Raw genomic sequence first — 24,049 nt, 5'->3', positions numbered from 1 at the left:
TTCCTCCTCCGGCCCCACCACCAAACCGATCAATCATTTGCGGAGTACAGACAATGGGATTGGGTGGCTTCAGTACCGGAAAACTCCTGATCATCCTGTTGATCGTGGTCATGCTGTTCGGAACCAGGCGTCTGAAAGGCTTGGGGTCGGATCTCGGCGACACGATCAGGGGGTTCCGCAAATCCATGGGCGACGATAAGCCAGTCACTGAGCAGCCCAGGGACCCGCCCATTGACGCTCAGGCGCGCATGCTCGAAGACTCGGTAAAAAATACCAACCCCTAATCTATATCGGCTTTAGCGAACGGCTATTGGTGGTCCAGACAGCTCTGAAGAGATCACTGATCGTGCCATTGAAGCTCGTCGACGTGGCGAGTGCCCAAGCCCCAGTAAACAATTCAAACAGAGGTGAGAAGCGAAAATGGAAGTGCAGCTGATGTCAGACAAGTCTGTCGCTGAGGAAGCATTCTGGGAGCGCGTGTGCGCAGCCTATCCTGAGCAGCGCCCCCTATTGAACCTGAACAACGCGGCCGTGAGCCCGCCGCCGCTGGTGGTAGAGCAGGCCATGATCGATGCCTATCGGCTGATCAGCCACAACCCGGACGTCAATATGTGGAGCAAGCTCGACGCCGAGCTCCCTGCGATCAAGCAACAGCTGGCTGACATGGCCGATTGCGATCCCGATGAGATCGCCCTGAACCGCAACTCATCCGAAGGCTTGTCGACAGCCATCTTCGGCATTCCATTGAAGGCCGGCGACCAGGTGCTGGTCTCACAGTGGGACTATCCGAGCGTAATAGCCGGATGGTTGCAGCGTCAGCAACGCGAAGGCATCGAAGTGGTGACCGTCAACTTCGACCTGATGGACGATGAGAATGTCATCGTGCAAGCGTATGCACAGGCCATTACCCCGCGTACCCGGGTGATCCAGCTGACCCACATGCTGCATTGGACCGGGCGAGTCCTGCCGGTCAAGCGCATCTGTACGCTAGCCCGAGCGCGGGCGATTGTCACTGTGGTGGACGGTGCCCAGACGTTTGCGCAGATGCCGCTCAGCTTCCGCGACCTGGATTGCGACTACTTCATCACCAGCCTCCACAAATGGCTGGGGGCGCCGGTCGGCAATGGCATGCTAATTGTGAGGCGTGACCGAATCGACAGCACCTGGCCATTGCTGGGGCCTTTCGATCCGCCGCCGCTACAGATCGACAAATTCGACCACTGGAATCTCGGCACCTATAACTCGGCGATACAGGCGGGCATTGCCCCGGCTATCCGTTTCCATGCACAAATCAGCACGCGAGTCATTCACGCGCGCCTACAGGAGCTGACCCGTTACTGGGTTGACCTCGCCAAAGACATTCCCGGTTTCAGGCTCCACACGCCACTTGATACCGTCGAGCTGGGCGCAGTAAGCCTGTTCTCTATCGATCAATGTGATGCTCGATGGGTTGAGCAGGAGCTTCGAAAAACCCACCAGGTGCATGTCAAATTCCGCCAGATCAGGCACATCAGCGGACTTCGGGTGTCGCCGGGCATCTACACGCAGAAGAGCGATCTGTGGCGCTTTGTCGAGGCGCTAAAGCAGGTGGTTGCAAGCAGATAGGCCGGCGGGCTGGGGGGACCCACGGAGGTAGTGGCCCCCGAAAATGGCTTGGGTGTGCTCCCCGGCCGCAAGCATGCTTTGGTAGTCCTTGTCGTCAACCCTCACGAACCCTCTGTTCGCGCCAGTACGCAGACCGCTTTAGCCAAACGGGATATCTTCGACCGGTCGTATTTGCGCCAATTCTGCGCGCGCAAAGACGACTACTCTCCCCCTCAATATAGTCCGCCAATAGTCCATCTGGGACCGTGCGCCAGGTCGATAGTAGCGTGGATAGAGAGCAACGGCGCGCCCGCTGGCCACCTTGAGAAGTGACTGTTCAGGTTTTTTTGCGCGCAAAAAAAGCCCGCAGTGTGAGCGGGCTAAAAGGGTGACACACAAGAATGAGTAGAGCGGTGAAGCCGGCTGGATGTTCCGCGTCCGCTGTTGGGACGCAGAGCGTCTGGGCTGCATTCCCACTCAGAGCGTGGGAACGATCAACTGAGTAGAGCGTGTTTCCTCAGCTCAAAGCGCCGCGGCGATTGCCATACCGACATCCTGGGTCGAGCCCTGCCCGCCCAGATCAGGGGTGATCGGTCCATGGGAGATAACCTGCTCGATGGCCTTGAGAATACCGTCATGAGCCGCACGGTAGCGCTCATCGCCATTGCCCAGGAAATCCAGCATCAAGGCACCGGACCAGATCATCGCAATCGGGTTCGCGATGTTCTGCCCATAGATATCTGGCGCTGAGCCATGCACCGGTTCGAACAGCGAGGGGAAGCGTCGCTCCGGGTCGAGGTTGGCCGAAGGGGCGATGCCGATGGTACCGGCGCAGGCAGGTCCCAGGTCGGACAGAATGTCGCCGAACAGATTCGACGCCACCACCACATCGAAACGATCCGGTTGCAGCACGAAACGTGCGCACAAAATATCGATGTGTTGCTTGTCCCAGGTGACATCCGGGTACTTCGCAGCCATCAATGCGGTGCGCTCGTCCCAGTACGGCATGCTGATGGAAATGCCGTTGGACTTGGTGGCCGCGGTCAGACGTTTGCGCGGCCGGGTCTGGGCCAGATCGAAGGCGAACTTGAGAATCCGGTCCACGCCACGCCGGGTGAACACCGACTCCTGCAGCACGAACTCATGCTCGGTGCCTTCGAACATCTTGCCGCCGACCGACGAATACTCGCCCTCAGTGTTCTCGCGGATCACCACGAAATCGATGTCCCCGGCTTCGCGCCCGGCCAGCGGACACGGCACACCAGGAAACAGCCGCACCGGACGGATATTCACGTATTGGTCAAAGTCACGGCGAAACTTCAGCAGCGAACCCCACAGGGAAATGTGATCCGGCACTTTGTCCGGCCAGCCCACGGCGCCAAAGTAAATCGCATCGAAGCCCTTGAGTTGTTCGAACCAGTCGGCAGGCATCATCTGCCCGTGTTCCAGGTAGTAATCGCAGTGGGCCCAATCGAGCACTTCGATGCTCAAGTCCAGCTGCCATTTCTTCGCGGCCTGCTCCAGTACCCGCAGCCCTTCAGGCAAGACTTCCTTGCCGATACCATCGCCGGCAATCGCGGCGATTCTGAATGGTTTGCTCATCAATCGTGGCTCCTCAATGTCCTGTTCAAACGCTGACCGGATCACAGCCCACCGATGTGGAAGGCTTTGACTTCAAGGTATTCATCCAGCCCGTACTTGCTGCCCTCACGGCCCAGACCCGATTGTTTGATACCGCCGAATGGGGCGACTTCCATGGAGATGAGCCCGGTGTTGAGACCGATCATGCCAAACTCCAGCGCCTCACCGAAGCGCCATGAACGGCGAAAATCCTGGGTGAAGAAATAGGCGCCCAAGCCATAAGGCGTGGCATTGGCCAGGGCCAGCGCTTCTTCTTCACTGGTGAAGCGCATCAGCGGTGCGACTGGGCCGAAAGTTTCTTCGTTGGCCAGCAACATCCCGGCATGGGCCTCACCGAGCACCGTCGGCTGGACGAACTGGCTGTCGCCTTCGGGGATGCCGCCACAGAGCAGACGGGCTCCCTGACTCAAAGCATCGTCGATATGTCGAGCGACCTTGCTCACCGCCGCCGCATTGATCAGTGGGCCGATGGTCACCTCAAAGTCCAGGCCATTGCCGACCTTGAGCTTGCCCACCTCCTCCACCAGACGCTGGGCGAAGCGCTCGTAGATCCCGTCCTGCACCAGAATCCGGTTGGCGCAAACGCAGGTCTGGCCGGCGTTGCGGAACTTGCTGAGCATGATGCCGGCCACTGCCTGTTCCAGATCAGCGTCATCGAACACAATGAACGGCGCGTTACCGCCCAGTTCCAGGCTCAAGCGCTTGATGTGTTCGGCGCTCTGGCGCATCAGCAGCCGACCGACAGCAGTGGAACCGGTGAAGGAGATCTTGCGCACCGTCGGGTTGCCGGTCAGTTCTTCGCCGATGCCGACAGGCATACCGGTCACTACGTTGAACACCCCGGCCGGAATGCCGACGCGCTCGGCGAGCACCGCCAGAGCCAGGGCGGACAGCGGAGTCAGATCCGAGGGTTTGACGATGACCGGGCAGCCGGCCGCCAAAGCGGGTGCGCATTTGCGGGTGATCATCGCGTTGGGGAAGTTCCACGGGGTGATCGCGGCGCAGACGCCAACCGGCTGTTTAAGCGTGAGCAAGCGGCGGTCGCCGCTGGGTGCCGGGATGGTTTCGCCGTAAACCCGACGGGCTTCTTCGGCGAACCATTTGACGAAACTGGCGCCATAGCGGACCTCGCCCTTGGCTTCATTCAGCGGCTTGCCTTGCTCGCAGGTCATGATCAACGCGAGATCGTCCAGGTTGTCGATCATCGCCTGATACCAGCGTTCCAGCAGCGCCGCCCGTTCTGCCGCCGGGCGTGCGCGCCAGGCCGGCCAGGCGCGTTCGGCAGCGTCGATGGCGCGTCGGGTTTCGCTGCCTTGCATCGCGGGTACGCGGGCGAGCAACTGGCCGCTGGCCGGGTCGATAACGTCCAGGGTGGCGGCGTTGTCGGCGCTGATCCACTGACCGTCGATGTAAGCGAGTTCTACCAGCAGGCTGGGGTCTTTCAGGCGATTGTTGAGCATGGTCGAGTCCTGTTCCGAGACAGCCTCCAGTCTATTGTGTCGCCACAGACGAGGATGCTGAAAGCGCCGCCCAGGCAGCCTCGAATGCTGAAAATCAGCATTCGACAGCAGGCTCTACTGTTGGTTTGTGAGGGCTATCGTCACGCTCTCCGATGCCGAGATGCAGCCGGTCACCAAGCATGAATGAGGCGCAACGAGTCTCGCTCAGACGATAAAATGCTTGACCATGCCATTCAGCTCGCTGGCCAAGCCCGCGAGTTCCCGGCTAGAGGCCTGGCTCTGATTGGCCCCGACCGAGGCCTGTTGGGAAACATCACGGATATTGAGCAGGTTGCGATCCACCTCTCGGGCAACCTGGGATTGCTCTTCGGTGGCACTTGCAATACACAGATTGCGTTCGTTGATCTGGGCGATGTCGTCTACGATGGCATTCAGTGCCGCGCCTGCCGCGCGGGCGACCTCCAGGGTCTCCCGGGTTTTACCATTACTGCTTTGCATGGCTCGCAGGGTGCCGTGACTGCTTTTTTGCACCGAGCCGATGATGGTCTCAATCTGTTTGGTCGACTCCTGGGTTCGTTGCGCCAAGGCCCGAACCTCATCGGCCACCACGGCGAAACCCCGTCCGCTTTCGCCCGCGCGAGCCGCCTCGATCGCCGCATTCAAGGCGAGCAGATTCGTTTGCTCGGCAATGCCGCGAATCACATCCAACACCGAGCCGATATCACCTATCTGGCCTGCCAGGGTTTGCAGGGCGCTTGCGGTATCCTCGATATCCCCGGTCAACGATTCGATGGCAGCGACTGTACGGCTGACGCTCTCCTGCCCCTGACGCGAACGCTGGTCTGCTGCCTGGGAAACCTCTGAGGCCCAGGCGGCATTCCGCGCCACGTCTTCGATCGCACCTGTCATCTCTGTGACCGCAGTGGCCGCGTGGTCGAGTTCAGCGCTCTGGCGTTGCACACCACGGGTGGCGTCATCGGTCACTGCACTTAACTGAGCGGACGTCGTGGCCAGCCGTTCGGAAGAACTCAAAATCTGCCTGACCGTACTGCGCAGGTTCATTTGCATGCGCCCAAGCGCCTGCAACAGGCGCGCCGCTTCATCCCTACCAACGCTATCCAGTGGTCGGGTCAGGTCTCCCTCGGCGATACGCTCGGCTGCCGCCATGGCAATCGCCAACTGTTTAAGCAGACGCAACACGATCAAGGTGGCCAAGGTGCCGCCAGTTAACAGCAGCGCCAGCAAACCTGTGGACATCAGGATGAGGCTCTGCCGGGCACTGTCGCGGCGTTTCACCAGCGCCTCATCGAGTGCCGTCAGCGCTGAGCGGCCAACGGCATACAAGGCGTCAACAGGTTTGTTGTAAGCCGTGAGATAGTCGCCGACCGGGTAATTCAGCTTAAGCGCGTACAGGGCATCGGTAGACTCGTTATTCCCGGCGGTGTTTGCACTGGGCGCGAAATCCAGGTCCATTTCGACGGCCGATACCAATCGCGCATTGCTGAGTTCAAGCGCCTGCTGGATGTGCGGACCTAACGCCGTTAGCGGCGTTTCCAGCAGAGCCTTGAGTTCAGGTTCGGCGGCACTCGCCTTGGCCAAGGCACGTGCCGTCTTGTCAACGCTGCTCAACGCCTGGGTGGCCAAGCCACGCAGTGCACCTTGTTGCTCGGGCAGGATCCGGCCCTGCGCCAGATACAGGCTGCCGGCACCACGCAACTGACCCAACAACTCGCTGGCTTGTGGCAACTCGATCAGGGCACCCGCCATCAGCGAGTAAGTCCCTAAAACCGGGTCCAGGGACAATTTGAAGTGATCGAGCATTGCATCCTCGATCAGCAGGTAGGCTGCGATCAACTGGCTATGCCGGGCCAGACTTTGCGGGCCCTTGACTGTGGCCTGACCAACCTGGCCGGCCAGTTCTTGCCATTGTTGTTGCGCCTGTCGCCAGGCAGCCAGAATGGTGGGGGCGATTCGGGCTTCCTGTAAAACCTGCTCGGTTGCCTCGACGGCGCGATCCACTTCGGCCTGCTTGTCCTGACGGGCTTTGTTGAAGTCCCGATTGCCAGTTAGTACAACGGATGCCAAATCGCGATGCTGCTGCGTCAAGTGGATTAACTGGAGCAACGCCTGCACCGGTCGTATGCCCCGCAGTTCCAGATTTGTCTGGTGGCTATTCTGGTATGCACCCAGTACGTAGAGGCTGGTAGGAATGACAATCAGGGTCACGGCTAGCAAGCCGAGCAAGACGAACTTGCCAGCGAATGACAGGTGCTCAAGCACTTTCATAGAGGACTCCGGAAGGGTTGCGAGTGGCTGGCGGTTTTTCTGAACAGGCACAGTCAAGCAAGCCTGGGAAGCCTTTCTAAGCACTTCCCACACTGTCAGTACGATGAGCGGGTGAACTCAAACTCGGGACGTGAAGCGTTCCTGGACGCCATGCCATAACAGGGCCATAAGCGCGGTGAGCGAGTGTCCGGAGTAGGCAAACGGAACACTAGAGCCGCATCGAGCCCAATAACCCTTGCAGAAAGTGCTCGCCGGCTTCCACCTGGCTGATTTCGATGAACTCGTCAGGCTTGTGTGCCTGTTCAATCGAGCCCGGGCCACAGACCACTACCGGCACATCCAGGCGTTGTTTGAACAACCCGCCCTCGGTGCCGAATGAGACTTTGGCAGTGCCGGTGTCCGGTGCGGCGAAGTTTTTCAGAAAACGTACCGCTTCGACGCTCGGGTGGGTATCGAGGCCCGGATAGACATTCACGGTCTCAATTTCGATATCCGCCACGCTAGACAGCTTTTTGGCTTCGCGCACGATCACTTCGGCACGTTCGCGCATCTGCTCCAGAAACTGATCCAGGTCATCCGCCGGCAGGTTACGCACTTCGAAATCCAGGGTGCACAAGTTCGGCACGATGTTCAGCGCCTTGCCGCCGACAATCTGCCCGACATGCACGGTGCTGTAGGGCACGTCATATTCGCCATCCTGAGCGCCCTGCTCTTGCAATTGCTGCTGGCCCTGACGCAGCGCGGCGATGAAATCGCAAGCCACGTGAATCGCATTGACCGAGCGCGGTGCCAGGGAGGAATGGGCTTCCAGGCCGCGACAGTAAGAACGGTAAGAACCCTTGCCCTTGTGCCCAAGCACAAACTGCATGTTGGTCGGCTCACCGATCACGCACAGAAACGGCCGCACCGGTGCCAGATGCAACACATCCAGTAAACGTCGAACACCCACGCAGCCGATTTCTTCGTCATGGGACAGCGCCAGTTGCAACGGCCGGCTCAATGAATGGTCGGCAGCATCAAGCATTGCGTCGATGGCCAGCGCGACAAAACCTTTCATATCGCAACTGCCACGGCCATAGATCCGACCGTCCTGCACCGTCGCCTGAAACGCCGGGAAGGTCCAGGCCTGCCCCGCTGCCGGCACCACATCGGTGTGCCCGGACAGCAAAATCCCCGGCACCTCCCGTGGACCGGTGCTGGCAAACAGATTGGCTTTTTTGCCGCTTTCATCCTTGACGATCAACGACTCGATGCCCTTGCTCAGCAGCAGCTCGCGCACGTACTCGATCAAGGCCATGTTCGGCTCTGCAGAGACAGTGTCGAAGGCCATCAGCCGTTTGAGAATCTCCAGTACACGGGGTTTCATGAGACTTTGCTCCGTTGCTCGACTGAAGAAGCGAACCGGTTGATGGAGAACGGCAAAATCGAAGTGCTGGTGCTGCCGGTGCTGATCAGTTCGGCCATCACGTCACCGACCCCCGGTCCAAGCTGAAAGCCATGACCGCAGAAACCGAAGGCATAGAACAAACCATCAACGGTGCCGCTTGGCCCCATCACGGGCAGGGAATCAGGCAGGTAACCTTCGATACCACTCCAGACCCGAATAATGTTCAGGTTGCCGACACCCGGCAGCAGGCGACGCATCTGCTCGAACTGATTGAGAATGCTGCGCGGCTCAACATAGGCCCGGCGGTTGAGCATGTCCGGTTCGCTGCGATAGCCGCCACCGATGATGATGTTTCCACGGGGTATTTGGCGGAAATAAATCACTTCCTCGGGAATCCTGGTATAGACACCGATGACTGTCGGCAAGGCGTAAGGCACTGGCTCGGTCACGGCCATTTGCGGGCCGTGGGTGTCCAGCGGCACCGGTTCGCCGAACTGCGCCGAGAGTTTTTGGCCCCAGGCGCCAGCGGTGATCAACAGTTGAGCGGCGCTGAACTGACGACCGTCGGTGGTACTGATGCTGAACTCGCCGCCGACCTTTTGCACCTCGGCCACTTCAGTGCGCTCTTCGATCCGCGCACCGAGGCGTCGTGCCGCGCGGGCAAATGCCGGGGCCGCCAGACGCGGGTTGGCGTGCCCGTCGTGGGGCGCGTAGGAGCCGCCCTTCACATCCGGGCCGAGAAATGGGAAGCGCTTGTGTAACTCGTCGCCACGAAAGATCTTCAGTTCCAACTGCTCCGCTTCGGGCGCATCGGCATAGGCTTGCAGTTCGGCGATCTCGTCTTCGCGGTAACACACCCGCATATGCCCGCTGGCGATGAATTCCAGGTCATCGTCGATCAGCTCTGGCAGACGCTTCCATAACGCCCAGGAACGATTGGCCAATTCCAACTGCCCGAGGTAACGCCCTTGACGTCGCACGTTGCCGAAATTCACGCCGCTGGCGTACTGACCGATCTGGTCGCGTTCCAGCAAAATCACCGACTGCCCGCGCTGGCGCAGGAAAAACGCTGCCGCCGAGCCCATCAAGCCGCCACCAACAATCACGACATCGGCTTTCTGTACCGTCATGGCGACACCTCCTCGGTGAGCATCGATAGGGGTTTGACCGGCGCCTGACCCCGTTGTCGGCCGACCTGTTGCACACTGACGCCTGCAGCGGCGGCAATCACCTCAGCCCCAGCCTGAGAGCAATAACGCCCCTGGCAGCGGCCCATGCCGACCCGACTGAAGGCCTTGGCCCGATTGACTTCACAGGCCCCCTTTTCACTGACGGTCCGGCGCAATTCGCCGGCGCTGATCATCTCGCAGCGGCAGACGATCGCCTCGTCCGGCAGCGCTTTGGCCTGGGCGGAAGGCCAGGGAAAGGCCTGCGCGAGGCCGAGACGAAATTCATCCATCACCGCCAGCGCGTGCCGTTGTTCGTCGCGCAACGCCACATTCACTGGTTGCTGCAGATCCTCCAGCAACGCCATGGCCACCAGGCGCCCGGCGTGCTCGGCGGCATCGGCGCCGCGAATCTTCGAACCGTCGCCGGCGGCATATACACTGCTGACCGAGGTCCGGCCGTCTTCATCCGTGGCCAGCCACCATTGGCTCGACGCTTCATCGAAGCGCATACGGCAACCGGCCAGGTCGGCCAATTGCGTTTCCGGGCGCAGGTGGTAACCCAGCGCAACGGCATCGCAATCCACCGTCAAGGTCTCACCGCGTGCCGTGCGCACGCGTACGCCACTGACACCGCTGGCCGCATCGCCCTGCACTTGAAGCGGTGAAACACCCAAATGCACCGGGATCTTCGCCCGGTACAACTGCGCCAATAACTTCATCCCGGTGAACAGCAATCCAGGGCGCGCCAACAGTTTCGGCATGGCAAGAATCCGCTTGCTCAGCGGCGAAGTGTCGAGCACTGCCGCGACCTTGGCTCCCGCCTTCACATACTGACTGGCAACCAGATACAGCAACGGCCCGCTGCCCATGAACACCACGCTGTGGCCGATGGACACAGCCTGAGATTTCAGGGCGATCTGCGCACCGCCCAGGCTATACGTGCCCGCTAACTGCCAGCCTTCAATCGGCATCAAACGGTCGGTGGCGCCGGTGCAGAGGATCAGCGCGTCGTAATCCACCGTCGAGTGCTTGCCCTGGCTGACACAGCACAGTTGCCCCGGCGTCAGGTTCCACACCAGTGTGTCCGGACGATAATCAATCTGCCCGCGCAAACGGTCGAAGCTCTGGTGCAGGTCGTTGGCCTTGGCGGCTTCGGTGCCATACAGCGTGGCGTAATCCCGGGTAAACCCTTCGGGTTGGCGCCGGTAGATCTGCCCGCCATCCCGGCGATTTTCATCGATCAGGATGGGCTTGAATCCAGCGGCGACCAGGGTTTCGGCGCAACGTGTACCGGCCGGCCCGGCGCCGACGATTACGACTCGATGAGGGTTCAGCCGCGCAGTGGCCATATCGCCTCCGGTTGTGTGGTGACAATATCCAGCCCTTCACGGACCTCATTGGAACAGGCGCGTAGACGTTCGCCGCTGCGGGTCCAGACCCAGCAGTCCTGACACGCGCCCATCAAGCAGAAACCGGCGCGGCGGCCAGAATCGAACTCCGATTGGCGCAAGGCCGAACCCTGAGTCAGCAACGCGACCATCAGCGTATCGCCCTGCAGCGCCTCGATAGGTTTGCCGTCTACCTGAAGTTTGATGATGGGCCGGCCCTGTTCGGCCAGCCTTACGAAACGCCCGTTCATGCATAGGCTCCCACGGTCATGCTGTTGGAATCCTGCTGAGTTTTCAGCAGCTCGGCACTGTCGTGATGGCAAAGGACTTCACTGCCGCCAACGATCATCCGACGGTCCGGCGGGACACAATTGCACAGGCCGTCGACCCGCACCGGGCAGCGATTGAGGAACGTGCACAGCCCCGGCACATTGGCTTTTGCACCAATGGGCGGCAGCGTGCCGCAGGTCGTTGTTCCACAGCTTTCCAGCCAGCCCTGACGCAACTCCGGCACCGAATGGATCAACAAGTCGGTGTAGGGGTGGAACGGTGCCTGGGCGTACGACTGGCGACTGCCGGCCTGGATCTTGTGGCCGCTGTACATCACCACGATGTCGTCGCACAGCGCTCGCACGGTGGAGATGTCATGGCTGATGAACAGATAGGACACGCCCAGTTGCTGACGCAGGTCGCGCAACAGTTCGAGAATCGCTGCACCGACCACGGTATCCAGTGCCGAGGTCACCTCGTCGCAGAGAATCAGATCCGGCTTGGCGGCCAGGGCCCGGGCCAGATTGACCCGTTGTTTTTGCCCGCCGGACAGTTCGTTCGGACGACGTTCAGCCATCGTGCGCGGCAAACGAACGAGATCCAGCAACTCACCGATACGCTCGCGCAATGCCGCACCCTTGAGGCCGAAATACATCTTCAGCGGGCGGCTCAGAATAGTGCTGACGCTGTGCATCGGGTTGAGTGCGGTGTCGGCATTCTGAAAGACCATTTGAATGCGTCGGAACTGCTCATCGGTGCGCGACGACAGGCTGCCACCCAAGGGCTGGCCATCGAAGGTCAGTCCCCCGAGCGCCGGCTCCAACAACCCGGCCACCACCCGTGCCAAAGTCGACTTGCCAGAACCTGACTCACCAATGACGCCAATCGCCTGGCCCCTACGCACGGTCAGATCAATATCCTCCAATACGAGGATCGATGGCATGCCATGCGCGTTCTTGTTGCCGTAACCGGCGGTCAGACCCTGGATGGTCAGCAAAAGTGTGTCTTCAGCAACACCGCAGGGTGGACGAATTGTGGTGTCCGGCCGTGCTGCCGCCAACAAGCTGCGGGTGTATTCGTGGGCCGGGCCTTTGAGCAAGGGTGCCGTGGCGCTCTGTTCGAAGATCTCGCCGCCATTGAGCACCACGATCTGATCGGCCATCTGCGCCACTACCGCCAGGTCGTGGGACACGTAGACTGCCGTCGCGCCACGCTCACGGACCACCCGTTTGAAGGCGCGCAGCACATCGATCTGGGTGGTCACATCAAGTGCCGTCGTCGGTTCGTCGAGTACCACCAGCAATGGATCGCTGATCAGCGCCATGGCCGCCATCACCCGTTGCAGTTGCCCGCCGGAAACCTGATGAGGGTAACGCTGGCCAATGTGATCGGGGTCTGGCAGGGCCAGGTCGCGGAACAACTCGATGGCCTTGGCCTCAAGCACAGTCCTGCTGCCCAGACCATGAATCAACGCGCCCTCCACCACTTGGTCGATGAGTCTTTTCGCCGGATTGAACGCCGCGGCGGCGCTCTGGGCGATGTACGACACACGGTTGCCGCGCAAGCCTTGCAGCTCGCCTTCGCTCAACGCCAGCATGTCGTGTTCGCCGATCTGCACCACCCCGCCCGCCAACCGACAACCGCGTCGGGCATAACCGAGTAACGCCAGGGCGATAGTGGTCTTGCCGGAGCCGGACTCACCGATCAGCGCCAGCACTTCGCCTTTCTGCAGGGAGAAGCTTACGCCCTTGACGATTTCCACCTCACCAAGCTCGCCACAGGCGACCACTCGCAGGTCCTGAACCCTGATTAACTCACTCATTTCAATGACCTCCCGAACGTCGACTACGTCGCGACGACAGTCGGTCGATAAACAGATTCACACCGATGGTCAGGGTGCCGATGGCCAACGCCGGAATCACGATGGCCGGTGCCCCCTGGTTGAGACCACCGATGTTTTCGCGCACCAGCGACCCGAGATCGGCATCCGGCGGTTGCACACCCAGCCCCAGGAAACTCATGCCACTGAGCAGCAGCACGATGAAGCCAAAGCGCAAGCCCAGGTCCGTCAGCACCGGGTTGAGCATGTTCGGCAGGATTTCCACGCAGGCGATGTACAGCCGACGCTCGCCGCGAGTACGGGCCACTTGCACATATTCCAGCGCTTCGATGTTCACCGCCATGCTGCGGGCGATGCGGAATGCACCCGGGGTGAAGCTCAATACCGCCGTGCAGATCAGCAAGGTGACCGAGGAGCCGAAGGCCGAGACCATGATCAACGCCAGCATCTTGCTGGGGATCGAAATGAAGGCATCCATCAAGCGACTGATCAACTCATCCAGCCACTTCGGCGACACCACCGACAGCAACGCGAAGCTGGTCCCCAGACCGCTGGCCAACACCGCCGCCACCAAGGCCAGGCCGACGGTGAATCGTGCGCCGACGAGGATCCGGCTGAGCATGTCGCGGCCCAGGTAATCGGTGCCGAACGGGTAAGCAGCGCTCAGGTTGTCGAAGACATTGTCGGAGACCACTTCCCCCACCGGATGCGGTGCCAGCCATGGGCCGAAGATGGCTACCAGCAACCAGATCACACACATCGCAGCGCCGATCAGGCCGAGCCAGGACGATCTGTGGGAAACCTTGCCCTGCGCCAATTTGGTAGTAGCCGGCGATTTCACAATGAGATTGTTCATTGATTTCTCAGCCTCGGATTGGAAAGAATCGCGCACAGGTCGGCAATCAGCACCAACGTCAAATACGCCGTACAAAACAACATGGTGCAGGCTTGAACCAGGGCCATGTCGCGGTTGGTCACGGCATCGACCATCAGGCTGGCGATGCCGGGGTAGTTGAAGATCGTTTCAACGATCACCACCCCGCCCAACAGGTAAGACAGGCTCAAGGCGATGGCATTGGCGATGGGCCCGATGGCGTTGGGCAAGGCATGGCGTAGAACGATCCGCATCTTGCTCACACCTTTGAGCCGGGCCATTTCCACGTAAGGGCTGTCGAGCTGATCGATCACCGCCGCCCGGGTCATCCGTGCCATTTGCGCGACAATCACGCAGCACAGCGTCATCACCGGTAAGGCGTAAGTGCGCATGAATTGCCAGGGTGACGTGATGTCACTGGCATAGGACAACGCCGACAACCAACCCAGGTTCACCGCGAAAATCAGCACCGCCAGGGTCGCAACCAGAAACTCTGGCACCGCCACCATGGTCAAGGTAAAAAAGCTGAGGACACTGTCGATGCGCCCGCCCCGGCCCATGGCCGAACCGATGCCCAGAATCAACGCCACCGGCACTGATACCAGCGCCGTGGCGGCCGCCAGCATCAGGGTGTTGGGCAGACGCCCGGCCATCAAGTCGCGGACCGGCATGGCGTTGGATACCGACTGCCCCATGTCACCGCCAAGCAGGCTCATCAACCAGTGCAGGTAACGCAACACACCGGGCTGATCCAGCCCCATTTTCAGGCGCAAGGCTGCCACCTGCTCGGGCGTGGCGAATTGCCCCAGAGACTGTTGTGCCGCGTCTCCCGGCAGCACCGCCGTGATGGCGAACACCACCATGGACACAATCAACAAGGTCACGATCGCCGTGCCCAAGCGCCGGCCGATCAACCACAGTGTGTTGCTATTCATCACCCTATCCTCATGCAATGTAGCTGCAGCAAAAACCCGACATTCATCAAGCGTCCAGCCAGACCTGCTCGGCAAACATGTACCCCATGAAACCGCCCAGGGGGTTGGTGCCGTAGCCCTTGACTCGCTGATCGGCGGCATCGATGTTGCTGATGAACACTGGCACGCCGATACCGCTGTGCTCATGCACCAGGGTTTGCATATCTGCGTACATCTTGCCGCGCTTGGCCTCGTCGGTTTCACCTCGGGCCTGTACCAACAGCTGGTCGAACTGTTCGTTTTTCCAGCCGGATTCATTCCAGGGTGCTGTCGACTGGAAGAACTGCGAGAAAAGCATGTCGGCATTGGGGCGCGGGTTGATGTTGCCGAAGCTCAGCGGGTGCTTCGCCCAGTGATTGGACCAGTAGCCATCGCTCGGCAGACGGTTGACGTCGAGCTTGAGTCCAGCCTCTTTGGCTGACTGCTGCAACAGCACGGCGATGTCCACCGAACCGGTCGCGGCCGGCGAGCACATCAGCGGCATCGTGATGCTTTCCATGCCGGCTTTTTTGAGCAGGAACTTGGCTTTTTCCGGATCGTAGGCACGTTGTGGCAGGTCGGCGTTAAAGAAGCGCGCACCCGGTGCGATCGGGTGATCGTTGCCAACCCGGGCGTAGCCACGGAATATCGCCGACTTGATTTGCTCGCGGTCCATCAAGTATTTCATGGCCTGGGTGAACTCCGGGCTTTGGCCCGGCATCTGGTCTTGACGGATGATCAGGTCAGTGTAGTTACCCGACGGCGAGTCCACGACCCGATGCTTGGGGCTGGCCTTGATGCGAACCGTTGAGCGCGGGTTAACCTCGTTGACGATGTGCACGTCGCCCGACAACAGGGCGTTGATCCGTGACGACTCATCGGCAATGGAGATAAATTCGATCTCGTCCAGATAGGGCAAGCCGGGTTTCCAGTAATTGGTATTGCGCACAGCAATCGAACGCACCCCGGGCTGGAACTCCTTGGCCTTGAACGGACCGGTACCGATGCCCTGGCTGAAATCGCTCGTACCCTCGGGAACGATCAACATGTGAGAGACGGCAAGAACCGACGGCAATTCAGCATTCGGGCCGCTCAATTGTATCTGCACTTCGTGGGTACCGACGGCCTTGACCTCGGCGAACTGCGACGCCAGCGGCAGGACCTTGGAACCGGTGAGTGGATCCTTGTGCCGCAACAGCGAAAACACCACGTCGGCGGCGGTCAGCGCCTTGCCGTTGTGGAAGGTCACTTCCTTGCGCAGGCTGATCACCCAGAGCGTGGCGTCAGTGGTTTCGATACGCTCGGCCAACTCCAGTTGCGGCACCATATGGCTGTCGAAACGCGTCAGACCGTTGTAGAACATGTAATGGCGCACGTAGTCGGTGGAGCCTGAACCTTTGGCCGGATCCAGGGTGTCGGCGGTGGAACTGGACGAGCCTGAGACGCGGATACGACCGCCGGGCTTGCCTTTGCCAGGGCTTGCAGCCTCATCATCGGCAAACAGCTTGCCAGCGGCGCCGAACAGACTACTGGCGCCCGCGACAGCCACCCCGGCCAACCCCAGCATCTGCAATGCATTGCGGCGTGACATGCCGCGATTGAGCCCTTCGAAAACGCGCAGACTTTCTTCACCGGTGATCAGCTGGGAGTCGATATTATTTTTTTTGTCAGTCATGTCAGTCCTACCTTTCGTCAATGATCAGGCTCAAGTGCTGCTGATTAAGCGCAGCGTGGTTGAAACGTAAAGCAACACCATGAACTCAGTGCAGGTAGTCCTGCAGGCGGTAATACGCCCCCACCAGAGGCAGGAACCAGGGTTTTCCGAAATGCCCGGGAATGGCTGGCCAATCGAGTTCGCGCCACGGATTGGCCTCGACCTTGCCGGCCATTACCTCAGCCATGGCCTGCCCCATGTGCACCGACATTTGCACCCCATGACCGCTGTAACCCATGGAGTAATAAACCCCTCCATGCTGCCCGGCGCGGGGTAACCGATCGGAGGTCATATCCACCAGGCCACCCCAGCAGTAATCGATCTTCACGCTAGCCAGTTGCGGAAACATCTGGACCATCGCCGCCTGCAATACCTTGCCGCTCTTGGCGTCGGAAATGCTGTCGGACATGGCAAACCGGGCACGACCGCCAAACAGCAAGCGGTTGTCCGGTGTCAGGCGGAAGTAGTTACCGATCATGCGGCTGGTGACATAGGAACGCCGTGCCGGTAGCAAGCTGTCGATCAGGGCCTGCGGTAGCACCTCGGTGGCGATCACGAAACTGCCCACCGGCACGATCCGCCGCCGATACCAGCCCAATCCGCCCTGCTGGCACGTGCCTGTGGCCAGCAGAATCTGCGTGGCGTGTAGCGAGCCCTTGGTGGTATTGACCTGATAGCCGCCGGCACTGGCCTTCCAATCCGTCACTGACACGCCCTGAAAGATCGATGCGCCGTGACGTGCTGCCGCCTCGGCCAACCCGACACCGAAGCGCCCAACGTGCATCTGCACGCCATTGCGCTGCAGCATGCCTCCATGGAACTGGGCCGAGTTGGCTTCAGCACGGGCTTCTTCTGGAGAGAGCAACTCGACCTCGGCGTCGACCTCCCGCCGAATCAATTCGCAGGTGCGCGCCAAACCTTCGTAATGCATCGGTTTGGCGGCCAGCTTCAGCTTGCCATTGCGCTTGAGGTCGCAGGCAATCTGCTCCTGCTCCACCAATGAAACGACGCTCTGTACGGCGCTTTCATAGGCTTGGTAATAAGCACGCGCCTTATCAGCGCCGAGGCTGGCGCTGAGTGCCGCGTAGTCTTGGGCAACGCCGGTGCTGCAGTGGCCACCATTGCGCCCCGAAGCCTCGCCAATCACCCGCCCTCCTTCCAGCACCACCACACTGGCCCCCTTCAAGGCCAGGGCTCGGGCCGCGGCCAGGCCAGTGAGACCACCACCGACGATGGCCACATCGACCTGCCCGGGCAATGCGCCGAGCTGAGCACCGGTGAATTGCGGTGCGGTATCGAGCCAATAGGACTCACTGCCCATGTCTAACCCCTTTTGCCTTGAAGAGTGCCTTGAGACTTAGAGACCGACCAACCCGGGCAATGCGCCGATATCCGGGATCTGGTGGTAGCCATAAACGGCATTCGCCGGCTGTTCATGACCACGAGCAACGAAGGCTTTGTTCTTGATCTTCATGTCGTTGGCCGGCATCAGGTCGTAACGGAAGCTCGAGGACACATGCAGAACGTCCTCAGGCCCGCAGCCGAGGTTATCGAGCATGAACTCGAAGGCGGCCAGGCGCGGCTTGTAGGCCTGGGCTTGTTGGGCGGTGAAGACTTTATGGAAGGGAGCGCCGAGCTTGTCGACGTTGGACATGATCTGCTCGTCCATCGCGTTGGAGAAAATCACCAAGGGAATCTTGTCGGCGATTTTTGCCAGGCCGGCCGGTACGTCGGCATGTGGCCCCCAAGTCGGTACGGCGTCGTAGTAGAGTTGGCCTTCACCCCGGTACTCGACACCCCAACGCTTGCAGACGCGCGCCAGGGCGGTCTTGATGATCTCATCATACGGCCGCCAGTCACCCATCACCTGATCCAGACGATAGGCGGAGAAGTCCTTGACGAACTGATCCATTTGCTCAAAAGGGACACGATCGGCGAACAGTTCGCGCGTCATGTTTCCCATTTGAAAGTTGGTCAACGTGCCATAGCAGTCAAAGGTAATAAACTTGGGTCGAAGAAAGCTCATGAGTGCGGTCCTTAATGATTGTTGAGGTCATGACGGGGCAAGCAGTTACTCCGCTCTGGAAGCATCGGTGCAACGCTGCATCACGGATTTATTACAACACCAAGAGACCATGCATAAACTGTTAAAAGTATAGGCTGCTTGGTACAAACCACCGTTTTGCAGGGCTTGCTCAGCAGACTTTGCGGGACGCTCCAGACTCGGGCGCTCCACCCCCGGTTTCTACGCCTTTGCGGGCTTTTATGGTGCGCTGGCAAGCCACGCACAATGCAATGTGCGGCAGTATTTATGGCTGGCGGAAGGAGAACGAGGGCATTCTCTGAGGCGCGCCCGCTGATTGTGCTGCGAGGTGAGGCGGGGCCAATCAAGCGTCAATGCGCGCTGGGACAACCTTGCTTCTATTAGCGATAGCCGTGACATACCGGTCAAAACAACATCTGTACGCATCGCGACAGCTCTACAAAGGCGGCGCATCGCACGATGCATCACCACGCCCCCACCTGCCTATCTATATGACCCATCACCGCCACCGATGTGCCTACGAACGCACTGACCAGGAATGGTCTCACTGAGCGGTCTATCAGAAGGTTTACTAACGAAATCGGTTCAACTTGTTCTCATACAAAGTCAGCCTGACAGATACGGCAGATTCTCCCTTGCAAACCTGAAGAACAGCACATTTTATCTGGCACGCTTTGCTAGCTTATTGAGAAGACCCGGCATAGCGATGTCCTGGTCGCCACGGCGATGTTCTGGTGATTTCCACGTTCGGCTTGATCTTTGTTTCAGCGACCTTGCAAGGTCGCGAGCCAGACCGCCCTCTGCTGCTTGCAGTGCCTGTTACCGCTCTAGGGAGCCAGTTGGATGACAATACAATCTTCGAATAGCTACAGCATTGATCCGCAAACGGCTCAGAAATTTTATATCAATGGCTGTTGGTCTTCCCCGGCAATCCCGGCAAGTTTGCCGGTGGTCAATCCGGCAACTGAAGAGGTCGTTGCGCAGGTCGCGCAAGGCTCCGCCGCGGATGTTGATCGGGCAGTAGCGGCGGCGCGCGCAGCGTTTGCTGGTTGGTCTGCTACCTGCGCAGAGTCACGCGCGCTTGTCCTTGGAAAGATCCATGAGCTCATCCTTGAGCGAAAAGAAGTGCTCGCGCAGGCCCTCTCTCTCGAAATGGGCGCTGCCATCGGTTCCGCCCGGGCAATGCAAGTGCCTCTCGCGGCCGAACACGTTCGGGTCGCCCGCGATCTGCTGTCCACTTATCGTTTCCAGACGGTTGAAGGTGGAACCGCGATTGAACGCGAACCCATAGGCGTCTGCGGTCTCATCACTCCGTGGAACTGGCCGCTTTATCAAATCACCGCGAAAGTCGCCCCGGCTATTGCTGCCGGATGCACTGTGGTCCTCAAACCAAGCGAACTGTCGCCTCTGAGCGCCCTTCTTTTTGCACAACTGGTCCATGACGCAGGCCTTCCACCAGGCGTCTTCAACCTCGTGAACGGAAGTGGATCCGAGGTCGGCGCAGCGATGGCTGCGCACCCTGATATCGATATGATTTCGATTACCGGCTCAAACCGCGCGGGCGCGCTGGTCGCACAGGCGGCCGCCCATACGGTGAAGCGGGTTACACAAGAACTTGGAGGAAAATCCCCGAACATTCTGCTTCCCGACGCCGACTTCGCCAAAGCCGTCCCACTGGGCGTGATGTCAGCGTTGCGCAACGTCGGACAATCGTGCAGCGCCCCGACACGAATGATCGTACCTAAGGACCGGCTGGCGGAGGTTGAATCGCTGGCAGCCGAAACCGCCAATGCGATCATCGTGGGTGATCCGCAATCGGAAGCTACGGTGCTCGGTCCCATTGCCAACGAGGCCCAGTTCAATCGTGTGCAAGCCATGATCGAAGCTGGTCTGAGTGAGGGCGCAAAACTCGTTTGCGGCGGACCAGGACGTGTGCCGGGTTATGAGAAGGGCTTCTACACTCGACCGACAGTATTCTCCGACGTAGATACCGCAATGCGGATCGCCCAAGAAGAAATTTTCGGGCCGGTGCTGTGCATCATTCCGTATGAGACGATCGATGAAGCGATCCTTATCGCGAACGATACGGTATACGGCCTGGGCGCCCATGTTCAGTCTCAGAACCTTGATCTTGCACGTGCAGTTGCCTCTCGTATCCGCGCGGGGCAAGTGCATCTGAATTACCCCGCCTGGAATCCAATGGCTCCATTCGGTGGTTACAAACGTTCTGGTAATGGTCGTGAGTATGGTGTCTACGGCTTGGAGGAATACCTGGAAACCAAGGCAATCATTGGGTTTGGCGGATCACTTGATAGTACTTCCCGCACGTAGAACTCATTCAAATGTTCGGTGCCGTCCAATTCGGCTAGCCGCCGATGCGGACGCCCATCGCGTAGACCGGTCGCGAACGCTTGTTGCGCCAGCAGAAAACACCGATCTCACACTCCTTGCGGTGGTTGCTGTTGGTCCCTGTCGGATTACTTGATCGCATGGCAGCCTACCGCCACGACGTAACCGCTCACCCGCTGCAGAAAAGTCCTCTTGTATTCGTTCTGCCCAGTGATGGGGTTGCGCCACAGGTAAGCAATTTCCCCTTTTTCATGGGCGCTCATTTGCTTGTGGATGTCCTCGCCAATAGGCTTGCCGTCGACTGAACGCAGTGACTTGAAGTCGGTGCCGATCAACCGGGACGAAAAGCCGTGAGCGACAAACCGTTGGGTTTTCAAGTCCACCACGAAGGCATAAAGATCCTCCTGGGTGAACCGCTTATCGTTATTTGAAGGTTTCACCGCCAGTCAGGACCCGATGAGTGACATGCGCATCGGAAGTTCGAGGTGAGGGTTGACTGAAGAGCTTGTGAAACGCCTAAAACATTTCGAGAGGCTATTATCAAACGCGATGAAAGTAGTTTTCGTACAGGGATAAGCCTTGTCGCACAGGGGTATGGACGAACACTGTTTTTGCATATCAGTGCGGCGGATTTTCATCATACTGACATGATTGGCAGTGTTCGGTGGCTGCCTGTGTCCCGACAAGAGCAATGACCCATGAACGATCAAATCGAACTGTACGGCGCGAACACCGGCAACAGTCTGCGGGCCGCGATTGCCCTGGAAGAATCCGGCATCGCCTACACGGCACGCAGGCTCGACCTGTATGCGCAGGAACACCGTGGCCCGGCCTTCCTGGCGCTGAACCCGGCCGGAAAAGTCCCGACCCTGATCGACCACGGGACCACGCCGGCGCTGGTCATCAATCAGTCCAACGCCATCATCCAGTACGCCGATGCCAAGGCGCCGGGACGACTGGCGCCGGCGCAGCCCGGACCTGAGCGTATCCGGGTGATTGACCGCTATTTCTTTTTCGTGACCGATGTCATCGCCCCCAGCCATGCCGCGTTTTTTCTGCACCAGGCGGGGCAGGACAAGGCGGCGGCGATCATCGATCTGCGGGTGATCGAGCAACTGACCTACGCGGAAAGTTTTTTGGCGGACGAATTCATGGCCGGAGCGCGGTTCTCCATGGCCGACATTTCGGCGTTCACCATCGCGAAGGCGTTCCGCGACCGGCTGGAGTGGAAGCTGCTTCCACAGCTCTCGCGCTGGTTCGACACCGTCGAAGCCAGGCCGGCGGTACAACGCGGTCTGAATGCGTTCAAGGATGCCTGAGTGGTCGATGTGCTGACACTTATGTAGGAGCCAGCCCTGCTCGCGATGGACGTCAACGATAACGCGTGCTTACCGGTTAAACGCGCCGCACTTGAGTCTTTCGCGAGCAGGGCTCGCTCCTACAAAGTGCGGCATTCCAATAGATCAGTCGGTGTAACCGAACTTCACCGAACGGCTTTCCTGCACCTGGCTTCGCGTAGCGAGGCAGTAATACAACGGACACGTCACCACCAGCCCCACCAGCCATGACAGGTCCGCGCCGTCCACCAGATTGGCGTACGGTCCGACATACAGCGACGTATTGGCGAATGGCAGCTGCACGATGATGCCGATGAAGTAGGCAATGATCGCGTGCAGATTGAAGCGCCCGTAGATGCCGCCGTCAGCGCTGAAGATCGAGGCGATGTCATAGCGGCGACGCTTGATCAGGTAGAAGTCGATCAGGTTGATCGACGCCCACGGCACCAGCACCAGCAACAGCGCCAGGATCAAACCGATGAACTGCGAAATGAAGTTGGCCGAAGCGCCCAGCGCCACCACGCAGCAACCCGCCAGCACGATGCCCGACAACACCACGCGCACCTTGATGCTGGGCGTCCACTGGCTGGCGAAGGTCTGGATCGAGGTGATGATCGACAGCACCGCGCCATACAGATTCAAGGCGTTGTGGCTGATGATGTTGAGCAGGAACAGCACCATCAGGATCGGCCCCAGCCAACCGGTGGACTGCTTGACCGCCGCCATCGCCTCGGTGCCTTCCGGGGTTGCCAGTACCGCCACGGCGCCGAAAGTGAACGACAGGATCGTGCCCAGGGTCGCCCCCAGGTAAGTGGCGAAGAACGGCCGGGTGATACCGATATCCGCCGGCAGGTAGCGCGAGTAGTCCGACACGTAGGGTGAGAAGCTGATCTGCCAGATGATGCCCAGCGACACCGTGGCCAGCCAGCCGGACAGGTTGAATCCGCCGCGGGTGAAGAAGTCCGCCGGCAGATCATGGGCGAAGATATAGAGAAAGCCAGCGAGCAACGCGCTACCCATCACCCAGGTGCCGATGCGGTTCAGGGTATGGATGAAGCGGTAGCCAATCACGCCGATGGCGGTGGCGCTGAGGGCACCGATGAGAATGCTGGCCGGCACCGGGACCGACGGCGCAATGCCGACAATCGATTTACCCGCCAGCACGATGTTGGAAATGAAGAAACCAATGTAGATCAGCGCTGCGAAGAACACGATCAGCAGCGCGCCGTAGCGGCCGAACTGACCACGACTCTGCACCATCTGCGGAATGCCCATGCACGGCCCCTGGGCCGACGCAAGGGCAATCACCACACCACCGACCATGTGCCCGAGCGCAATCGCCAGCAGGCCCCAGAACAGGTTGAGGTGGAACACCTGGACCACCATGGCGCCGGTGACGATGGGCAGTGGCGCGATGTTGGTGCTGAACCACAAGGTGAAAAGATCGCGGGCCTTCCCGTGGCGCTCTGCGAGTGGAACGTAGTCGACCGTGTGGTTCTCGATCAACGGATCTTGCCGGGACATCTGGGACATGTGCATGAACTCGAGTTTGTCTGTTCTTATCTTTGTATGAAGCCAAACCGGGGGGACTCTCTGGCCGCCCCTCAGATGACGACCATATTATGGTATTCCAAACTTTAAACAAGACTGATCCGGTCTTTGAACAAGCATCTGAGCCGCTATCCTGCCCGAACCCTGCCAGCACTGGCTAGCTGAAAGCCCCGTAAACATTGACTTTCAGACGAAAGCCGTA

General features: G+C 59.7%; 18 protein-coding genes and 2 pseudogenes. 4 read left to right on the top strand and 16 right to left on the bottom strand.

Annotated features, from left to right (window positions below):
• Positions 1-53 precede the first annotated feature (53 nt).
• Positions 54-284 carry a twin-arginine translocase TatA/TatE family subunit gene (gene tatA, locus AC1DKH_RS22870; RefSeq protein ID WP_477799388.1) on the top strand — a complete coding sequence of 77 codons (231 nt, stop codon included), beginning with the start codon at positions 54-56 and terminating at the stop codon, positions 282-284.
• Between the two features lie 136 nt (positions 285-420).
• Positions 421-1,605, top strand: a complete 1,185-nt coding sequence (locus AC1DKH_RS22865; protein WP_477799387.1) for an aminotransferase class V-fold PLP-dependent enzyme — start codon at positions 421-423, stop codon at positions 1,603-1,605.
• Between the two features lie 501 nt (positions 1,606-2,106).
• On the opposite strand, the gene AC1DKH_RS22860 is transcribed toward AC1DKH_RS22865, so the two are convergent.
• The 14 genes and pseudogenes from AC1DKH_RS22860 to AC1DKH_RS22795 form a co-directional block, all read right to left on the bottom strand.
• Entirely contained in the window at positions 2,107-3,186 is a 1,080-nt protein-coding gene (locus AC1DKH_RS22860; protein ID WP_477799386.1) for a tartrate dehydrogenase, read from the bottom strand.
• Between the two features lie 41 nt (positions 3,187-3,227).
• The gene (locus AC1DKH_RS22855) at positions 3,228-4,685 is read right to left on the bottom strand and encodes an NAD-dependent succinate-semialdehyde dehydrogenase (RefSeq protein WP_477799385.1); all 1,458 of its coding nucleotides are present in this window, start codon (positions 4,683-4,685) and stop codon (positions 3,228-3,230) included.
• Between the two features lie 204 nt (positions 4,686-4,889).
• Positions 4,890-5,672: pseudogene (locus AC1DKH_RS22850) on the bottom strand (methyl-accepting chemotaxis protein); the annotation flags it as partial.
• Positions 5,673-5,747: 75 nt separating this feature from the next.
• Positions 5,748-6,971: pseudogene (locus tag AC1DKH_RS22845) on the bottom strand (nitrate- and nitrite sensing domain-containing protein); the annotation flags it as partial.
• A gap of 208 nt (positions 6,972-7,179) precedes the next feature.
• Positions 7,180-8,337: an acetylornithine deacetylase gene (argE, locus tag AC1DKH_RS22840; protein ID WP_477799384.1), complete on the bottom strand. Its 1,158-nt coding sequence runs from the start codon at positions 8,335-8,337 to the stop codon at positions 7,180-7,182.
• Positions 8,334-9,488, bottom strand: a complete 1,155-nt coding sequence (locus tag AC1DKH_RS22835; RefSeq protein ID WP_477799383.1) for an NAD(P)/FAD-dependent oxidoreductase — start codon at positions 9,486-9,488, stop codon at positions 8,334-8,336. Before AC1DKH_RS22835 ends, argE begins: the two co-directional genes overlap by 4 nt.
• A complete protein-coding gene (locus AC1DKH_RS22830) occupies positions 9,485-10,876 on the bottom strand; it encodes an FAD/NAD(P)-dependent oxidoreductase (RefSeq protein ID WP_477799382.1) in 1,392 nt (463 codons plus the stop codon). Before AC1DKH_RS22830 ends, AC1DKH_RS22835 begins: the two co-directional genes overlap by 4 nt.
• Positions 10,858-11,166, bottom strand: coding sequence for a (2Fe-2S)-binding protein (locus AC1DKH_RS22825; RefSeq protein WP_052964739.1), 309 nt, complete (start codon positions 11,164-11,166; stop codon positions 10,858-10,860). The genes AC1DKH_RS22830 and AC1DKH_RS22825 overlap by 19 nt, the downstream gene beginning before the upstream one ends.
• Positions 11,163-13,007, bottom strand: a complete 1,845-nt coding sequence (locus AC1DKH_RS22820) for an ABC transporter ATP-binding protein (protein ID WP_477799381.1) — start codon at positions 13,005-13,007, stop codon at positions 11,163-11,165. The genes AC1DKH_RS22825 and AC1DKH_RS22820 overlap by 4 nt, the downstream gene beginning before the upstream one ends.
• 1 nt (position 13,008) lies before the next feature.
• Complete coding sequence (locus tag AC1DKH_RS22815) at positions 13,009-13,881, bottom strand: ABC transporter permease (RefSeq protein ID WP_477799380.1); 873 nt, start codon at positions 13,879-13,881, stop codon at positions 13,009-13,011.
• Positions 13,878-14,834 (bottom strand): ABC transporter permease, encoded by a 957-nt coding sequence (locus AC1DKH_RS22810; protein WP_477799379.1) that lies wholly within the window; start codon positions 14,832-14,834, stop codon positions 13,878-13,880. The genes AC1DKH_RS22815 and AC1DKH_RS22810 overlap by 4 nt, the downstream gene beginning before the upstream one ends.
• A gap of 46 nt (positions 14,835-14,880) precedes the next feature.
• Positions 14,881-16,527, bottom strand: coding sequence for an ABC transporter substrate-binding protein (locus tag AC1DKH_RS22805; RefSeq protein WP_477755195.1), 1,647 nt, complete (start codon positions 16,525-16,527; stop codon positions 14,881-14,883).
• 85 nt (positions 16,528-16,612) lie between these two features.
• On the bottom strand, positions 16,613-17,887 hold the full coding sequence (locus tag AC1DKH_RS22800; protein ID WP_477799378.1) for an NAD(P)/FAD-dependent oxidoreductase: 1,275 nt from the start codon (positions 17,885-17,887) through the stop codon (positions 16,613-16,615).
• Positions 17,888-17,923: 36 nt separating this feature from the next.
• Positions 17,924-18,592, bottom strand: a complete 669-nt coding sequence (locus tag AC1DKH_RS22795) for a haloacid dehalogenase type II (RefSeq protein ID WP_150752413.1) — start codon at positions 18,590-18,592, stop codon at positions 17,924-17,926.
• Between the two features lie 861 nt (positions 18,593-19,453).
• On the opposite strand from AC1DKH_RS22795, the gene AC1DKH_RS22790 reads away from it, so the two are divergent.
• A complete protein-coding gene (locus AC1DKH_RS22790; RefSeq protein WP_477799377.1) occupies positions 19,454-20,941 on the top strand; it encodes an aldehyde dehydrogenase family protein in 1,488 nt (495 codons plus the stop codon).
• 146 nt (positions 20,942-21,087) lie between these two features.
• On the opposite strand, the gene AC1DKH_RS22785 is transcribed toward AC1DKH_RS22790, so the two are convergent.
• The gene (locus AC1DKH_RS22785; protein WP_477799376.1) at positions 21,088-21,399 is read right to left on the bottom strand and encodes a cache domain-containing protein; all 312 of its coding nucleotides are present in this window, start codon (positions 21,397-21,399) and stop codon (positions 21,088-21,090) included.
• Between the two features lie 258 nt (positions 21,400-21,657).
• Between AC1DKH_RS22785 and AC1DKH_RS22780 the strand changes: the two genes are divergently transcribed.
• Complete coding sequence (locus tag AC1DKH_RS22780; RefSeq protein WP_477799375.1) at positions 21,658-22,278, top strand: glutathione S-transferase family protein; 621 nt, start codon at positions 21,658-21,660, stop codon at positions 22,276-22,278.
• Positions 22,279-22,422: 144 nt separating this feature from the next.
• Here the strand turns inward: AC1DKH_RS22780 and AC1DKH_RS22775 are convergent, their stop codons facing one another.
• Complete coding sequence (locus AC1DKH_RS22775) at positions 22,423-23,829, bottom strand: purine-cytosine permease family protein (protein ID WP_477799374.1); 1,407 nt, start codon at positions 23,827-23,829, stop codon at positions 22,423-22,425.
• Positions 23,830-24,049 lie beyond the last annotated feature (220 nt).

Source organism: Pseudomonas sp. 05L36 (assembly GCF_056398125.1).
Note: the sequence above shows the minus strand (reverse complement) of the source record. Positions and strands in the feature narration are given on the sequence as shown.

Excerpts from the sequence above, each read along its gene's own strand:
- tatA (WP_477799388.1), top strand. The coding sequence starts at position 54 with ATGGGATTGGGTGGCTTCAGTACCGGAAAACTCCTGATCATCCTGTTG.
- AC1DKH_RS22865 (WP_477799387.1), top strand. The coding sequence starts at position 421 with ATGGAAGTGCAGCTGATGTCAGACAAGTCTGTCGCTGAGGAAGCATTC.
- AC1DKH_RS22860 (WP_477799386.1), bottom strand. The coding sequence starts at position 3,186 with ATGAGCAAACCATTCAGAATCGCCGCGATTGCCGGCGATGGTATCGGC.
- AC1DKH_RS22855 (WP_477799385.1), bottom strand. The coding sequence starts at position 4,685 with ATGCTCAACAATCGCCTGAAAGACCCCAGCCTGCTGGTAGAACTCGCT.
- argE (WP_477799384.1), bottom strand. The coding sequence starts at position 8,337 with ATGAAACCCCGTGTACTGGAGATTCTCAAACGGCTGATGGCCTTCGAC.
- AC1DKH_RS22835 (WP_477799383.1), bottom strand. The coding sequence starts at position 9,488 with ATGACGGTACAGAAAGCCGATGTCGTGATTGTTGGTGGCGGCTTGATG.
- AC1DKH_RS22830 (WP_477799382.1), bottom strand. The coding sequence starts at position 10,876 with ATGGCCACTGCGCGGCTGAACCCTCATCGAGTCGTAATCGTCGGCGCC.
- AC1DKH_RS22825 (WP_052964739.1), bottom strand. The coding sequence starts at position 11,166 with ATGAACGGGCGTTTCGTAAGGCTGGCCGAACAGGGCCGGCCCATCATC.
- AC1DKH_RS22820 (WP_477799381.1), bottom strand. The coding sequence starts at position 13,007 with ATGAGTGAGTTAATCAGGGTTCAGGACCTGCGAGTGGTCGCCTGTGGC.
- AC1DKH_RS22815 (WP_477799380.1), bottom strand. The coding sequence starts at position 13,881 with ATGAACAATCTCATTGTGAAATCGCCGGCTACTACCAAATTGGCGCAG.
- AC1DKH_RS22810 (WP_477799379.1), bottom strand. The coding sequence starts at position 14,834 with ATGAATAGCAACACACTGTGGTTGATCGGCCGGCGCTTGGGCACGGCG.
- AC1DKH_RS22805 (WP_477755195.1), bottom strand. The coding sequence starts at position 16,527 with ATGACTGACAAAAAAAATAATATCGACTCCCAGCTGATCACCGGTGAA.
- AC1DKH_RS22800 (WP_477799378.1), bottom strand. The coding sequence starts at position 17,887 with ATGGGCAGTGAGTCCTATTGGCTCGATACCGCACCGCAATTCACCGGT.
- AC1DKH_RS22795 (WP_150752413.1), bottom strand. The coding sequence starts at position 18,592 with ATGAGCTTTCTTCGACCCAAGTTTATTACCTTTGACTGCTATGGCACG.
- AC1DKH_RS22790 (WP_477799377.1), top strand. The coding sequence starts at position 19,454 with ATGACAATACAATCTTCGAATAGCTACAGCATTGATCCGCAAACGGCT.
- AC1DKH_RS22780 (WP_477799375.1), top strand. The coding sequence starts at position 21,658 with ATGAACGATCAAATCGAACTGTACGGCGCGAACACCGGCAACAGTCTG.
- AC1DKH_RS22775 (WP_477799374.1), bottom strand. The coding sequence starts at position 23,829 with ATGTCCCAGATGTCCCGGCAAGATCCGTTGATCGAGAACCACACGGTC.